General features: G+C 63.8%; 10 protein-coding genes and 4 pseudogenes. 4 read left to right on the forward strand and 10 right to left on the reverse strand.

From position 1 onward, the window contains the following. Positions 1–67 precede the first annotated feature (67 nt). On the forward strand, positions 68–547 hold the full coding sequence (locus ACTGJ9_RS31070) for an Lrp/AsnC family transcriptional regulator (RefSeq protein WP_456674160.1): 480 nt from the start codon (positions 68–70) through the stop codon (positions 545–547). Between the two features lie 124 nt (positions 548–671). Here the strand turns inward: ACTGJ9_RS31070 and ACTGJ9_RS31075 are convergent, their stop codons facing one another. Next, a complete protein-coding gene (locus tag ACTGJ9_RS31075; RefSeq protein ID WP_456674161.1) occupies positions 672–884 on the reverse strand; it encodes a hypothetical protein in 213 nt (70 codons plus the stop codon). Positions 885–1128: 244 nt separating this feature from the next. Next, on the reverse strand, positions 1129–2178 hold the full coding sequence (locus tag ACTGJ9_RS31080) for a hydroxyacid dehydrogenase (RefSeq protein ID WP_456674162.1): 1050 nt from the start codon (positions 2176–2178) through the stop codon (positions 1129–1131). A gap of 245 nt (positions 2179–2423) precedes the next feature. Between ACTGJ9_RS31080 and ACTGJ9_RS31085 the strand changes: the two genes are divergently transcribed. Together ACTGJ9_RS31085 and ACTGJ9_RS31090 are read left to right on the forward strand one after the other, a co-directional pair. Next, complete coding sequence (locus tag ACTGJ9_RS31085; RefSeq protein ID WP_456674163.1) at positions 2424–2978, forward strand: thiamine pyrophosphate-binding protein; 555 nt, start codon at positions 2424–2426, stop codon at positions 2976–2978. Between the two features lie 8 nt (positions 2979–2986). Beyond that, positions 2987–3583 (forward strand): thiamine pyrophosphate-dependent enzyme, encoded by a 597-nt coding sequence (locus ACTGJ9_RS31090; RefSeq protein WP_456674164.1) that lies wholly within the window; start codon positions 2987–2989, stop codon positions 3581–3583. Positions 3584–3657: 74 nt separating this feature from the next. Here the strand turns inward: ACTGJ9_RS31090 and ACTGJ9_RS31095 are convergent, their stop codons facing one another. From ACTGJ9_RS31095 to ACTGJ9_RS31130, 8 genes and pseudogenes are all read right to left on the reverse strand, one after another. After that, positions 3658–4041 (reverse strand): DUF1236 domain-containing protein, encoded by a 384-nt coding sequence (locus ACTGJ9_RS31095; protein ID WP_456674165.1) that lies wholly within the window; start codon positions 4039–4041, stop codon positions 3658–3660. A 112-nt stretch (positions 4042–4153) separates the two neighbouring features. Further along, positions 4154–5042, reverse strand: a pseudogene (locus tag ACTGJ9_RS31100) (2-hydroxy-3-oxopropionate reductase). A gap of 12 nt (positions 5043–5054) precedes the next feature. Further along, a complete protein-coding gene (gene hyi / locus ACTGJ9_RS31105) occupies positions 5055–5840 on the reverse strand; it encodes a hydroxypyruvate isomerase (protein WP_456674166.1) in 786 nt (261 codons plus the stop codon). A gap of 11 nt (positions 5841–5851) precedes the next feature. Then, positions 5852–7641, reverse strand: a pseudogene (gene gcl / locus ACTGJ9_RS31110) (glyoxylate carboligase). 151 nt (positions 7642–7792) lie between these two features. Beyond that, positions 7793–9592, reverse strand: a pseudogene (locus ACTGJ9_RS31115) (adenine deaminase C-terminal domain-containing protein). 85 nt (positions 9593–9677) lie between these two features. After that, positions 9678–10477, reverse strand: a pseudogene (locus ACTGJ9_RS31120) (NYN domain-containing protein). A 78-nt stretch (positions 10478–10555) separates the two neighbouring features. Beyond that, complete coding sequence (locus ACTGJ9_RS31125; protein ID WP_456674167.1) at positions 10556–11395, reverse strand: IclR family transcriptional regulator; 840 nt, start codon at positions 11393–11395, stop codon at positions 10556–10558. 114 nt (positions 11396–11509) lie between these two features. After that, complete coding sequence (locus ACTGJ9_RS31130; protein ID WP_456674168.1) at positions 11510–13639, reverse strand: acetate--CoA ligase family protein; 2130 nt, start codon at positions 13637–13639, stop codon at positions 11510–11512. 347 nt (positions 13640–13986) lie between these two features. On the opposite strand from ACTGJ9_RS31130, the gene ACTGJ9_RS31135 reads away from it, so the two are divergent. After that, complete coding sequence (locus ACTGJ9_RS31135) at positions 13987–14682, forward strand: GntR family transcriptional regulator (protein WP_354032183.1); 696 nt, start codon at positions 13987–13989, stop codon at positions 14680–14682. Positions 14683–14694 lie beyond the last annotated feature (12 nt).

Consider the following 14694-nt stretch of genomic DNA (forward strand, 5'->3'; position numbering starts at 1 on the left):
CGCTAGCTTTGGCGATCCCGCGCCGGTTTCGATCGCGGAAATGCCCTTTCACGCTGGAAACAAAACCTTGGCCCTCGACCGGAAAGATCTCGCCATTCTCGCGGAACTCACGACCAATGCGCGCGCCAGCCACACCGAGCTCGCCAATAAGGTCGGCCTCTCCAGCACCGCGCTGGCGCGGCGGCAGAAGACGCTCGAGGATGACGGTTACATCCAGGCCTACCAGGCCGCGCTCGATCTTGCGCAGTTCGGCCTCACCACGACGGTGCTGGTGCGCATTGCGCTGGAGAGCCAGAGCGACGAGGCGCTGAAGGCGTTCGAAGCGGAGGTGGTGAAGTGCCCCTCCGTCGTGCGCTGCTTCCTGATGTCGGGGACCGACGACTACATCCTGATCGTGCTCGCCCGCGACATCCAGGATTTCGAGCGCATTCACCGCACCGAGCTGTCGCGCCTGCCGCGCGTGGCGCGGGTACAATCGAGCTTCGCGCTGCGCGAGGTCGTCAATCGTGCGGTGCCGAATGTGGTGTTCAGCGAGGCGAAGCGCTGATTAGCGTCGGCCGCGCATCGGATCTCGCTGCGGCGGTGCCTGTCGGCACAGCCACCGGTCGGATACGCCATGGTGGAGCGTTTGATCGCTGCGGGCGTCACCGCGCCCATCGCGCCGCTAAGCCTTACGAGGGAAAGTCAGCCGGCCTGACCTGGATGCGATCGGCATGCAGCGACCAGTGATGTAACGCCTGGTCCTGGCAAAACCTCGCCTTCGCCCGCTCCCTGGCTTCGTCCTCGTCGGCGGCGTCGATCTCGAGTGCGCCCTGACAGACCTCGATCTGCCGCCCGTACTGGCCGAGCACGTCCTTCATGAACCTGACGACATAAGTTGACATGGGACCTCCCTGCTGCCCCGGCGGCACTCTAAACCCATTTACCGGGTTTCGGGGAGACAGATTTTGACGGAGATCAAGCCGACGTCGGTTCGATCCGTCAGTTATCACGTCTTGATATCAAGCAGCGACTCCGTTTCGGCGTAGGCCTGAATCACCTTCGCATTGGCGATGAAGCTGTATTTTGCCGCCGCTATTTGAACCAACTCGCTGGAGAGATCGACAACGATTGCCGCGCATCAGCCCTTCACCCCGGCATGACGCCAAAAGCCTGCTTGAAGCGCGCGGCATAAACAGGCCAGACCTCGGGATTGATGATGCGCGGCGGCCTTTTGCCGTCGAGCGTCTCCAGCACCTGCTCGGCCGCGATGCGGCCCATGTTCTGGCGCGCCTCGATCGTGACGCCAGCCGTGTGCGGGCTCGCCAGCACATTGTCGAACTGGAGCAGCGGATGCTCCGGCGGCGGCGGCTCCTTGGACCAGACGTCGAGGCCGGCACCAGCGATACGCTTGTCGCGCAACGCCCCAAGCAGCGCGCCCTCATCATGGATAAATCCGCGCGCGGTGGTGATGAAATAAGCATGCGGCTGCATCAGGCCGAACTCGCGCACGCTGATCATGTTGCGGCTGCCTTTGTTGAGCGGACAGGAGATCGAGACGAAATCGGCGCGGCGCAGCAACTCGTCGAGCTCGACCTTTTCGCCGCCCCGCTCGGCCATCACTTCGGCCGAAAGGTACGGGTCGTAGGCCAGCACCTTCATGCCGAGCAGGCCCTTGCACAGCTCGGCGATGCGGCGGCCGACGTTGCCGAGGCCAATGATCCCGACGGTCTTGTGCTCGACCTCGTTGCCGACGAGCTCGTTGCGGTTGACATTGGGCTCACGGCGCAACCGGCGGTCGGACTGGATGATGCGCTTGGACAAGGTCAGCATCATCGCCAGCGCGTGCTCTGCCACCGAATGCGCGTTGCCGCCCGACTGGTTCACGACCAACACGCCTGCATCCGTGCAGGCCTCGACGTCGACGGGATCAAAGCCCGCGCCATTGCTGGAGACCAGCAGCAGGTTCGGCGTGCGCTTCAGGAAGGCGGTGTCGACATGGAAATGCGGCGCCAGCTCGTCGCGGGCCGCGCCGATCTGGTAGACATGCGCCGCGCTCAGGATCGGCGCGTAAAAGTCCTCAGGGCTCTCGTTCTCGATGCGGTCGAGCCGGACGTCGGGCCGCGCCTTCAGGATGTCGATGTAGATCGGGTTGGCCAGATATTTGACGTAGAAGACGCGCTTGCTATTGACCGACATCAGGACCCTTCCGGCTCTCTCGTGGAGACCCGCAAGGCCAGCGCAATATGCACCCCGTCCATGCGTCCTCCCGTTTTCTCATTGTCCCGCTTATGACATGGCGGTGCCGGCCTTGGCAGGCCGTCCGGCGCAGATCACGGTGCCGGCCCGGCATGTTGACAATCCTGCCCGCTCCGTCAAGTTTCGGCACACTGCCGCGATATAGGCCAAGACCAAGAAACATGCGCGGCTCAAGGGAGAACGCAATGGCGATTGCGGAGCAGCATACCTCGACGCAGGCGCCCAGCGACAACAGCTGGCACGGGATAGTTCTGCAAACCCTGAAGCGGAACGTGATCAGCCTCATCCCTTACGTGCCCGACCGGGTGCTGACGCCGCTGATCAAGAACCTCCACGCCGATTCATTCTTCACCACCTTCGCCACCGCCCGCGAGGAAGAGGCCGTCGGCATCGTCTCAGGCGCCTGGATGGGCGGGCGGCGCGGCGCGGTGCTGATGCAGACCTCGGGCTTTGCCACACTGGCCAACACGCTCGCCTCGCTCGCGGTGCCCTACCAGATCCCGCTGATCATGTTCGTCTCCGAGCGCGGCACGCTCGGCGAGTTCAATTACGGCCAATCGCTGGTCTGCCGCACCATGCGCCCGGTGCTGGATTCGCTGGCGCTCGAGCATCACACCATCAGCCGGCTCGACGAGCTCGAATTCATCACCGACCGCTCGATCAAGCAAGCCGTCACCACGCAGGCGCCGGTGGCGCTGATCCTCAACCCGCTGCTCACCGGCGGCAAGACCTTCAAGTGAGATCAGCGATGAACACCCGCAACACCAAAGTGATGAACCGGTTCGATGTGACCTCGCGCCTGATCGCAAAGCTCAAGCAAGAGGAAGCGGTGATCGGCGGCATCGGCAATACCAATTTCGACCTCTGGGCCGCCGGTCACCGCCCACAGAATTTTTACATGCTCGGCAGCATGGGCCTCGCCTTCCCGATTGCGCTTGGCGTGGCGCTGGCGCAGCCAGACCGCCGCGTCTTCGCGCTCGAAGGCGACGGATCGCTGCTGATGCAGCTCGGCGCGCTCTCGACCATCGCGGCGCTGAAACCGAAGAACCTGGTCATGATTGTGATGGACAACGGCATCTACCAGATCACCGGCGCGCAGCCGACGCCGGCAGCCGGTGTCGCCGATCTCGTCGCGATCGCCCTGGGCTCGGGGCTCACCAACAGCACCTGGGCCGCGGACGAGGATGATTTCGAACGCCTTGTCGATGAGGCCATGTCGGCTGATGAGCCGAGCCTGATCGCGCTGCGCATCGACGACAAGCCCGGCGTCGGCACCACCCGCAGGGATCCCGTGCAGATCCGTGAGCGCTTCATGCACGGCCTCGGCGTGCGCGAGCCGCTTTAGGCTTTTCGCCCTGACGATAGAGCCCCGCGCAGCGTCGCTCCGCGGGGCTCAGTATTCCAACTCTTATGCGTCGATCAATCGATGATCTTGACGACGCGGCGCGTGCGCGGCTCGACGATCACGCGGCGATCGTTCACGACCGCATAGCGGTACTCCGTGTAGTTCGGCACGGGGCGCAGCACCACCGTTGGAGGCAGCGGCTCGCCGACGACGACGCGCTCGTGAACCACGACGGAATCATCGCGCGGGATTCCGCCGAGGATCGCATTCGGAATTTCCAGTCCGGCGCCAACGGCCGCACCGACGGTGCCGCCGACCATCGCCCCGACCGGGCCGCCGACCTCGCCGCCCGCACGTGCGCCGTTCCTGGCGCCCTCTTCGGTCGTTGACTGGGCAAAGGCTGCACTCGACGCCAGCAGGGACGCGGCAGCCAACGTAATCGCAAGACGGGTTTTCATATCCACACTCTCCAGTGTTATTGTGCGCCTTCAACCGTGGGGCCGGAGCATTGTTCCGGTTCCCACGTGAGGAAAGACACCTCAAATCCGGAGACCGTTACCGCGTAACAGTTCAGGCCGCGGCGATCTCGTGGCCTGCCATTAGTTCCAGCGCCCGCACCATCGCTGAGTGATCCCAGCCCTTGCCGCCATGTGCAGTGCAGGACGAGAACAATTGCTGTGCCACCGCCGTGCTCGGCAGCGAAAGGCCGAGAGCACGCGCGCCTTCCAGCGCGAGGTTGAGATCCTTCTGGTGCAGCTCGATGCGAAAACCGGGATCGAAATTGCGCTTCACCATGCGTTCGCCATGCACCTCGAGGATCTCGCGAGGACGCAAAGCCGCCCATCAGAGCCTGGCGCACCAGCCCGGGATCGGCGCCGGCCTTGGACGCGAACAGCAGCGCTTCGCTGACCGCCTCGATTGTCAGCGCCACGATGATCTGGTTCGCGACCTTCGTCGTCTGGCCGTCGCCATTGGCGCCGACACGGGTGACGTTCTTGCCCATTTTCTCGAAGATCGGCTTCATGGTGTTGAAGGCGCGCTCGGGACCGCCGACCATGATCGTGAGGCTCGCCGCCTTGGCGCCGACCTCGCCACCCGACACCGGTGCGTCGAGATAGTCCGCGCCGAGCGCCTCGATCTTCTTCGCGAACTCCTTGGTTGCCAGCGGCGAGATCGAGCTCATATCGACTACGATCTTGCCCTTGGAGATGCCGCCCGCCACGCCGTCTTTCCCGAACAGCACGGCTTCCACATGCGGCGTATCCGGCACCATGATGATGACCGCATCCGCCTCTTCCGCCAATTCCTTCGCAGACTTGCAGGCGACGCCGCCCGCCGCGATCAGCTCCGGCGCGACCGGCGCGACGTCATGCAGGAGAACGCGATGGCCCGCAGCCAGAAGGTGGCCGGCCATCGGCCGTCCCATGGTGCCAAGTCCGATGAAGCCGATGTCAATCATGTCTGCGTTTCCTCAGGTCTCGAATGTTTGCGCCGCGTGCCACGACAGGCCTTCCAGCGTCGTGGTGCGCGGCTTGTACTCGCAGCCGATCCAGCCGCGATAGCCGATTGCGTCGAGATGGCGGAACAGGAAGGGATAGTTGATCTCGCCGGTGCCGGGCTCGTGACGGCCCGGATTGTCGGCGAGCTGGACGTGCGCGATCTGCGGGAGATATTCCTGCATGGTGCGGGCGAGATCGCCCTCCATGATCTGCATGTGATAGATGTCGTACTGGATGAACAGATTGTTCGACCTCACCTCGGCGATCAGCTGCACCGCCTGCTCGGTGCCGTTGAGGAAGAAACCGGGGATGTCGAGCGTGTTGATCGGCTCGACCAGCAGCTTGATGTTCTCGCGCGCCAGCGTCGACGCCGCGAAGCGCAAGTTTCCGACCAGCGTCTCCTGCAGCTCGCGCGGATCGGCATCGACGGGCGCGATGCCGACGAGACAGTTGAGCTGCTCACAATCGAGCGCCTTGGCGTAGTCGATGGCGCGGAACAGGCCATCGCGGAATTCGGCGACACGATCGGGCATGATCGCGATGCCGCGCTCGCCGGCCGCCCAGTCGCCGGCGGGCAGATTGTGCAGCACTTGCGTCAGCCCGTGAGCCTCGAGCTGCTCGCGCAGGAGCGCCTTGTCGAGATCATAGGGGAAGAGATACTCGACCCCGGCAAAGCCTGCCGCCTTCGCCGCGGCGAAGCGGTCGATGAACGGCATCTCGTTGAAAAGCATGGTGAGGTTGGCGGCGAATTTCGGCATGGCGCTCTCCCCTATTCCGCCGGCTGAAGCACGCCGGGGCGCGCGGTCCCGACCTCGTCGAGGGCTAAGTCCAGCACCTCCTCGAACTCGACGATATTGTCGATCTCGGTCCCCATCGCGATATTGGTGACGCGCTCGAGAATGAATTCGACCACCACGGGCACGCGGTGCTTCTTCATCAATTCGCGCGCCGTGGCGAACGCCGCTTGCGTGGCCCTGGGATCGGTGACGCGGATCGCCTTGCAGCCAAGACCTTCGGCGACCGCGACATGGTCGACACCGTAGCCGCCCAGCTCAGGCGCGTTGATATTCTCGAAGGAGAGCTGGACGTGATAGTCCATGTCAAATCCGCGCTGGGCCTGGCGGATCAGGCCGAGATAGGAATTGTTCACGACGACGTGGATGTAGGGCAGATTGAACTGCGCGCCGACCGCCAGCTCCTCGATCAGGAACTGGAAGTCGTAATCGCCGGACAACGCCACGATGTCGCGATCCGGACATGCCGCGCGCACGCCGAGCGCGGCCGGCAGTGTCCAGCCCAGTGGGCCCGCCTGCCCCGCATTGATCCAGTTGCGCGGCTTGTAGACGTCCAGGAACTGCGCGCCGGCGATCTGCGACAGGCCGATCACGGTGACATAGGTAGTGTCGCGCCCGAACGCCTTGTTCATTTCCTCGTAGACGCGCTGCGGCTTGATCGGAACGTTGTCGAAATGGCTCTTGCGCAGCATCGAGCGCTTGCGATCACGGCATGCCGCGGGCCACGCCTGGCGCTCGCGAAGCCTGCCTGACCGGCGCCACTCCTGGCGACGGTGACGAAGAGCTCGAGCGCGGCCTTCGCGTCCGAGACGATACCGAGATCGGGATTGAACACGCGCCCGATCTGGGTCGGCTCGATATCGACGTGCACGAAGGTGCGGCCCTTGGTGTAGGTCTCGATCGAACCGGTATGCCGGTTGGCCCAGCGATTGCCGATGCCGAGCACGAAGTCGGATTCGAGCATCGTCGCGTTGCCATAGCGGTGGCTGGTCTGAAGGCCGACCATGCCGGCCATCAGGACGTGATCGTCGGGGATCGCGCCCCACCCCATCAGGGTCGGCACCACAGGCACGTTGGCGATCTCGGCGAATTCGACCAGCAGATCCGACGCATCGGCATTGATGATGCCGCCGCCAGCGACGATCAGCGGCCGCTCGGCGGCATTGAGCATCTCCAGCGCCTTCTCGACCTGCTTTCGCGTGGCGGTGGGCTTGTAGACCGGCAGTGGCTCATAGGTCTCGTCGTCGAACTCGATCTCGGCGAGTTGCACATCGAGCGGCATGTCGATCAACACCGGCCCGGGCCGGCCCGAGCGCATCACATGAAACGCCTGGCTGAACACGCGCGGCACCAGCGCCGGCTCGCGCACGGTCACCGCCCATTTGGTCACCGGCTTTGCGATCGACTCGATGTCGACCGCCTGGAAATCCTCCTTGTAGAGTCTCGCCCGCGGCGCCTGTCCGGTGATGCAGAGGATCGGAATGGAATCGGCAATCGCCGAATAGAGCCCGGTGATCATGTCGGTGCCGGCCGGCCCCGAAGTGCCGATGCAGACGCCGATGTTGCCAGCCTTGGCCCGCGTGTAGCCTTCGGCCATGTGCGAAGCGCCCTCGACATGGCGCGCGAGGATATGGCGGATCGAGCCGCGCTTCTTCAACGCCGAATAAAGCGGATTGATCGCGGCTCCGGGAACGCCGAACGCGGTGGAGATGCCCTCCTTCTCCAGGATTCGCACGGCTGCATCGATAGCTCGCATCTTCGCCATATCAGACCTCGCTTGGTTACGTCAGCGAGCGGGATCATCAGGCACGCAAGATGCGATCTCAACGAGATCGACTTTATTTTCCACGATGTGGCAGCCGTGGAAAAAACGCTTCAGTCTCAATCGGTTACATTGAGAAGCGGATGAAAGCAGCTCACTCGAACAGCGGCGCCAGCTCCATCTGCGGCACCAGCACGAGGCCTTTGTCGGTGATGCGAATTTCCGGAATGACCGACAGCGGAATCAAGTTGAAGCCCATGTAGGGGATGGTGCAGCCGGCTTCCGCCCATTCCTGCTTCAGGACCTTGACCTCTTCGGCGACCTCGGTGACGCGCTTGTCGGACAAAAGCCCGGCGATCGGCAGCGGCACCAGCGCCCTCACCTTGCCGTCGGCGACGACGCAGACGCCGCCCTGCTGCGCTTTGATGGCTGCGATCGCGACCTGCATATCGGCCTCGTTGGTGCCGGCGATGATGATGTTGTGACTGTCGTGGCCGACGCTGGAGGCGACTGCGCCGCGCTTCAGGCCGAAATCCTTCAAGAGCCCAAAAGCAACGTTGCCGGCCGACTTGCCGTGGCGCTCGACGACCGTCACGAAGCACAGACCGTAGCGCGCGAACAGAGACGGCCAGTCCTTGGCCGGATCGATCGCGACCTTTTCGTGGATCAGCGTGATGCCGGGCAGCGCGGTCCTGATCGCGTTGACGGTGCAGGCCTTGGTCGGCAGCTCCGGCGTGAGCTTCAACTCCTCGGGCAGTTTTACGGTGACATAGGCGGCCTTCGGATATCGATAGCGCTGCGACAACGCCTGATCGAGCCGCGGCGTGATCTTGCGGTTCTCGACGACCAGCTCGCCGCCATACCAGGTTGATTGCGGCTTGAGCTGATCGTCCATCAGCACGAGATCGGCACGGCGGCCGCCGCCGAGCCCGCCGATGTCGCCGTCCATGCCGAAGCGGGTGGCGCCATGCAGCGAGCCCATCGACCAGGCCCGCTCCGGCGACATCCCCGCTTTCACGGCCTCGCGCACCACCCAGTCGAGACCGAACAGCAGGAGGTCGTCGGCGTCTCGGTCGTCGGTGCACACGGCGGTGCGCTTGTGCGACGCGCCGAGCTCGGTGATGGTGCGAATCGCCTGCGGCAGCGAGTGCCACGGCGTGGTCGGGGGCCCGCCGCGCAAGAACACCCAGACGCCGGCGTCGAGCAGATCGTCGGCGATGTCGCGGTCGATCGCCTCATGCGTGTCGGTGACACCGCTCGCCGCATAGGCCGCGACGAATTCGCGGCCATAGACGTGGCCGGAGACCGGCCGGCCGCGCTTCAAGGCCGCCGCAAGAATCGCGTGGCTGCGCTCATCGCCCATGGTGACAGGCACGAAATCCATCTTTTCACCGAGCGCCACCGCTTCGGGCCAGCGGTCGAACAGACCGGCGATCTTGTCCGGCGTGAGATCACCGCCGGCCGTCTCCAACTCGGCCGAGGTCGCCGGCACGGTCGAGGGCACCGTCAAGAAGATCGAGAGCGGCGCTTCGCGGGCGTCCTCGAGCATTGCCTCGATGCCGGCGACATCCATGACATTGCCGATCTCATGGCTGTCGCAGAAGATCGAGGTGGTGCCGTTCAGCAGCGCGGCCTCGGCATAGGCGCAGGCCGTCACCATCGAGGATTCGATGTGGATGTGCGGATCGACTAGCCCTGGCGCGATGATACCGCCCGCCGCGTCGTATACCGCGATATCGCTCCAAGCTTTTTCGCCGTGCCGGCGGCCTTCAACGCGGCGATGCGGCCGCCGGTGATCCAGACCTCCCGTCCCGGATGGATCCGCTCGGAATAGGTCGAGCACACGCGCGCCCGTGATGACGAGATCTGGCGCCAGGCGCGCCGAAGCAACGTCGGCAAGGCGCCGGGTCATCGCATGCAGCGGAGCGACGGCGAAGCGGTTAAGTTTGGTCATCTGGACCCTCGCGTGGCGTTACGGCCGCACGATCGTTACGCCCTGCGCCAAACCGGGCAAGCTCAAATATAGCGGCACACCCTGCTTACGCCTTAGGCGCCGACCCACCTGCGGTCCCCGAGCTTGGAGGTCTTCGCGGGTTCCGCCTTTTCGGCGGCGGTGCGGCAGCAGGCTTGATCCGAATCCGCATCGACCGGCCCTTTGGCTCATCAATTTCGAACGAATTCGTCTTTCGCACGAGATCGCTCAGCTTGCGGAAACCGAACGTCCTCGGATCGAAATCGGAGGCCAGGTTTGCGAGCTGCCGTCCGACTTCTCCGAGCGTCACCCAGCCGTCTTCGCTCTCCATCTGAGTGATGATCTTCTTGATGATGGGCGCGGCGGCATCGGGCGGCTGAAGCGACGTGGACCGCGATCCGGCCTCTTGGGTGTTCACCGTTCCGGCAAGCAGGTTCTCCGTGTAGACAAATCTTCGGCAGGCTTGCCTGAAACTTTCCGGAGTCTTGTGTTCACCGAACCCAAAGACATCGACGCCCTGCTCCCGAATGCGGGCGGCGAGCGGGTAAAATCGCTGTCTGACGATACCAGGCAAAAGCCATCGAACCGGCCGCTGTGAAGCAGGTCCATTGCATCGATGACCAGCGTTATGTCGGATGCGTTCTTTCCCGCCGTATAGGCGAACTGCTGCTGCGGGATGATGGCGTGCTTCGACAGAATATCGGCCCAGCCCCTGGATCGTGCATTGGAGAAGTCGCCATAAATGCGGCGGACGCTGGCCTCCCCGATCTTGGCAATCTCCTCGAACAGTCCATCCGCGATCTTTGCGGATGCGTTGTCGGCGTCGATCAGGACGGCGAGACGGGGCGAACGAAGCTCGGAAGGCATGGTATTCCCCAAGAGGACGCGACAACGGTGGGTGGATATACCGAGGTCGAGGCCCTTGCCGCCAGAGTTGATTTCGGCTCAAGCCAGTTTCGCGGCCGGCATCACGCCGCCCAGGGCTGCCGTGAGTTCCGCTGCGACGTCACGCACCATCCGGCCGACCTCCGGCAGCCGCCCGTCGGTGATACGGCTGGTCAGGCCCGAGACGGAGATCGCTGCAAGCGGCTCGGCGAGCGCGTTGTAGACCACGGCGGCGACGCAGCGCAGGCCGATCTCGGCCTCTTCGTCGTCGACCGCAAAACCCTGCTTGCGGATCGTCGCGAGCTCCTTGAACAGATCGCTCGGCCGCACGATGGATTTTTCGGTGAGGCGCGGCATGCCATGGTGGCGGATGACGGCTCCGACGTCCTCGTCGGAATAGGTCGCAAGCACGGCCTTGCCGACGCCTGAGGTGACCATCGGGACGCGGCCGCCGACCTTGGTCAGCGAGCGCATGATCTCGCGGCTCTCCATGCGGGTCAGCACGATGATGAATTCGTCGTCAACCACGGCAAGATTTGCGGTCTCGCGGGTGAGATCGCGCAGCTTGCGCAAATAGGGAATCGCCTGCGCAGTGAAGTTGCGCCGCCGCGCGAAGCTCGCGCCCACCGTAAAGCTGCGCACGCCGACATGCCATTTGGATTCGGCGCGGTCGAACTGCACGAACCGGCGGCTTTCCAGCGTCGCCAGCAGGCGGTGCACGGTCGAGGCCGACAGGCCGGTGCGGACGGAGAGATCGCTGAGGCGATAGCCTTCGTCGTCCTCGGCCAAAGTTTCGAGGATCGACAGCGCGCGGTCGACCGACTGCACGCCGCCGTCACGATCGGCCTCCGATGCCGATCGTGTTTCGAGCGATTTGCGCCTGATCACGTTCTTGCCCATCGCGACCTGCCGCTGTGGCTGGCGTCATTCCGGAGCGCGCTTCAGCGAGCCCGGAATCTCGAGATCCCGGGTTCGATGCTACGCATCGCCCCGGGATGACTGGAGAGGCTACGCTCAGAGCAGGCCCGCGCCGCGCGCCCACTTGTACTTGGCGCCCAAGACTTCGACCGGCAGCTCGGTCGAATAGGCGTAGGCCGGAATGCCGTTCTGGTAGAGATATTCGGCGGCTTCCTCCACTTCGACGTCGCCGGCGAGCGAGGCAACGATCGGCTTCACGAAGCCCTTGGCCTCCATTTCCTTCTTCACCTCGACCATGTTGCGGGCGAACACCATCGGCGGCGTGACGATGGTGTGCCAGTAGCCGAGGATAAGCGAATGGATGCGCTCGTCCGACAGGCCGAGCTTCACCGTGTTGACGTAGGTGATCGGCGGCTCGCCGCCGGTGATATCCACAGGATTTCCGGCCGCACCAAACGGCGGGATGAATTTGCGGAAGGCCGCGTCGAGATCCGGCGGCATCGACATCAGCGACAGGCCGTTGTCGACGCAGGAGTCGGACAGCAGCACGCCCGAGCCGCCGGCGCCCGTAATGATCAGCACGTTTTCGCCCTTCGGTGTCGGTAGCACCGGCACGCCGCGGGCGAATTCGAGCAGCTGCCGGAGCGAGCGCGCCCGGATCACGCCGGACTGTGCCAGGACATCCTCGTAGATCTTGTCGTTGCCGGCGAGCGCGCCCGTGTGCGACGAGGCCGCCTTGGCGCCCGCCGAGGTGCGGCCCGCCTTGAGCACGACGACCGGCTTCTTCTTGGAGACCCGCTTGGCGGCCTCCGCAAAGGCGCGTCCGTCCTTGAGGTCTTCGCAGTGCTGCGCGATCAGATTCGTGTTCGGGTCCTGCTCGAAGAAGGCGAGCAGATCGTCCTCGTCGATGTCGGACTTGTTGCCGAGACCCACGATCGCCGACACGCCCATTTTCGCCGAGCGCGAGAAGCCGATGATAGCCATGCCGATGCCGCCCGACTGCGACGACAGCGCCGCGTGGCCCTTGACGTCATAGGCGGTGCAGAAGGTCGCGCAGAGATTGGCTGGCGTATAATAGAAGCCGTAGATGTTCGGCCCCATCAGGCGGATGTCGTACTTCTTGCCGACCTCAACGATCTCGGCCTGGAGTTCGGGCGCGCCGGCTTCGGCAAAGCCCGACGGGATCAACACCGCACCCGGGATCTTCTTCTCACCGCATTCGGTGAGTGCGGCGGCGACGAACTTCGCGGGGATCGCGAACACCGCAGTGTCGATCACGCCCGGCACATCCTTGACGCTCTTATAGGCCTTGTAGCCGAGGATCTCGGCAGCCTTCGGGTGGATCGGATAGATCTCACCCTTGTAGCCGCCGTTGATGAGGTTCTTCATCACGGAGTTGCCGATCTTGCCGTCTTCAGCGGAAGCGCCGACCACGGCGACCGCCTTCGGCTGCATGATGCGGCTCATGGCCGCGACGATCTCTTCGGTCGGGCGCGGCTTCGGCTTGGGCTTGTAGGCGAAGTCGACGACGATGCGTACGTCGGCCGCAATCGCGTCCTTTGCGGAGGCAAACACCGGGTTAAGATCGAGCTCGACGATCTCAGGGAAGTCAGTGACGAGCTGCGAGACCTTGACGATGACGTCGGCGAGCGCCGTTCGGTTGACCGGCTCGCCGCCACGAACGCCCTTCAAAATCTCATGCGCCTGGATGCCATCGAGCATCGAGAGCGCATCTTCCTTGGTCGCGGGCGCGAGGCGGAAGGTGATATCCTTCAACACTTCCACAAGCACGCCGCCGAGGCCGAAGGCGACCAGTTTGCCGAACGAGCCGTCGGTGATCGAGCCGACGATGACTTCGGTGCCGCCGGCCAGCATCTGCTGCACCTGGATGCCCTCGATCTTGGCATCGGCCTTGAACTTCCTGGCGTTGCCGAGAATGGTCTCGTAGGCCTTCTCGGCATCCTGTGCCGTCTTGACGCCGACGATGACGCCGCCAGCCTCGGTCTTGTGGAGAATGTCCGGCGAGACGATCTTCATCACCACCGGGAAGCCCATCGAAGACGCCATCTTGCCCGCCTCGCCGGCCGACTTCGCCACGCCCTCCTTCGGCACCGGGATGCCGTAGGCGTCGCAGACCACCTTGCCTTCCGGGGCGGTCAGGCTGGTGCGGTTGTCGGCCTTGACCTGGTCAAGGACCTTGCGGACGACATCTTTCGAATTGGACATATGGCTTCTCCCTTGACCTTCAGTTCTTGCTTTGCAAAGCGCGCGTGATGCGGCTGCCCGTGATACTCGCCATCGCCGCGCTCTGTTCCGTGCGGCGGAATGCAGCGGCAGCAATGCCTGGACTACACCGCCCGTTTGGATCAAAAATGGCTAGCGATGGCATTTGGTATGCCAGAAGCCAATTTGTCAAGCTGATGCACCGCCTAGAACCCCGCAAAAAATAGGCAGCTTGACATTCTGGCATGTGGTATGCCAAAAACTTTCCAGTAAATATTCCTGTAAAAGACGACTCCCACTGGAGGAGAATCGTCGTGTCACTGCGGAAACCAACCAAGGCGTTGCCGAACATGGCCGAGGCAGACATCGCAATCGTTCGTATTGCCCCGGAGAGCAGCTTCAAGAACAAGGCATATGACGCCTTGAAGGAAGCCATCCTCAAGATGGACATCTACTCGACACCCGAGCCGGTGATGCTGGACGAGCGCGCATTGTCCGAACGCCTGGGTGTCAGCCGCACGCCGATCCGCGAGGCCATCGCGATGCTCGAGCAGGACGGTTTCGTGAAGACGGTGCCGCGCCGCGGCATCATGGTGGTGCGCCGGACCAAGAGCGAGATCGTCGACATGATCCGCGCCTGGGCGGCGCTGGAGAGCATGGCCGCGCGCCTCATCACCACGACCGCGCGCAAGAAGGACATCACGGCGCTGCGCGACTATTTCAAGGACTTTGGCAAGGACCGCCTGCCACAGGATCATGTCGAGGAATATTCGCGCGCCAACATCGCGTTCCATCAGGCGCTTATCTCGTTGTCGGAATCTCCGGTGCTGGTCGACCTCACCAACGATCTGCTGTTGCACGTGCGCGGCTATCGCCAGCTGACGATCGGGCGCAAGGACCGCACCGCGACGTCGCTACCCGAGCATCTCGGCATGATCGAAGCGCTCGAGGCACGCGACACCGAGCTCGCCGAGAAGCGCGCCCGCGATCACACCCTTGGCCTTGCCGCTTACGTCGAGGCGCACGGCCAGGAGCTATTCACTTAGCTCTTCACCTAA

This window comes from Bradyrhizobium sp. RDM12 (genome assembly GCF_051917485.1).
Taxonomy (GTDB): domain Bacteria; phylum Pseudomonadota; class Alphaproteobacteria; order Rhizobiales; family Xanthobacteraceae; genus Bradyrhizobium.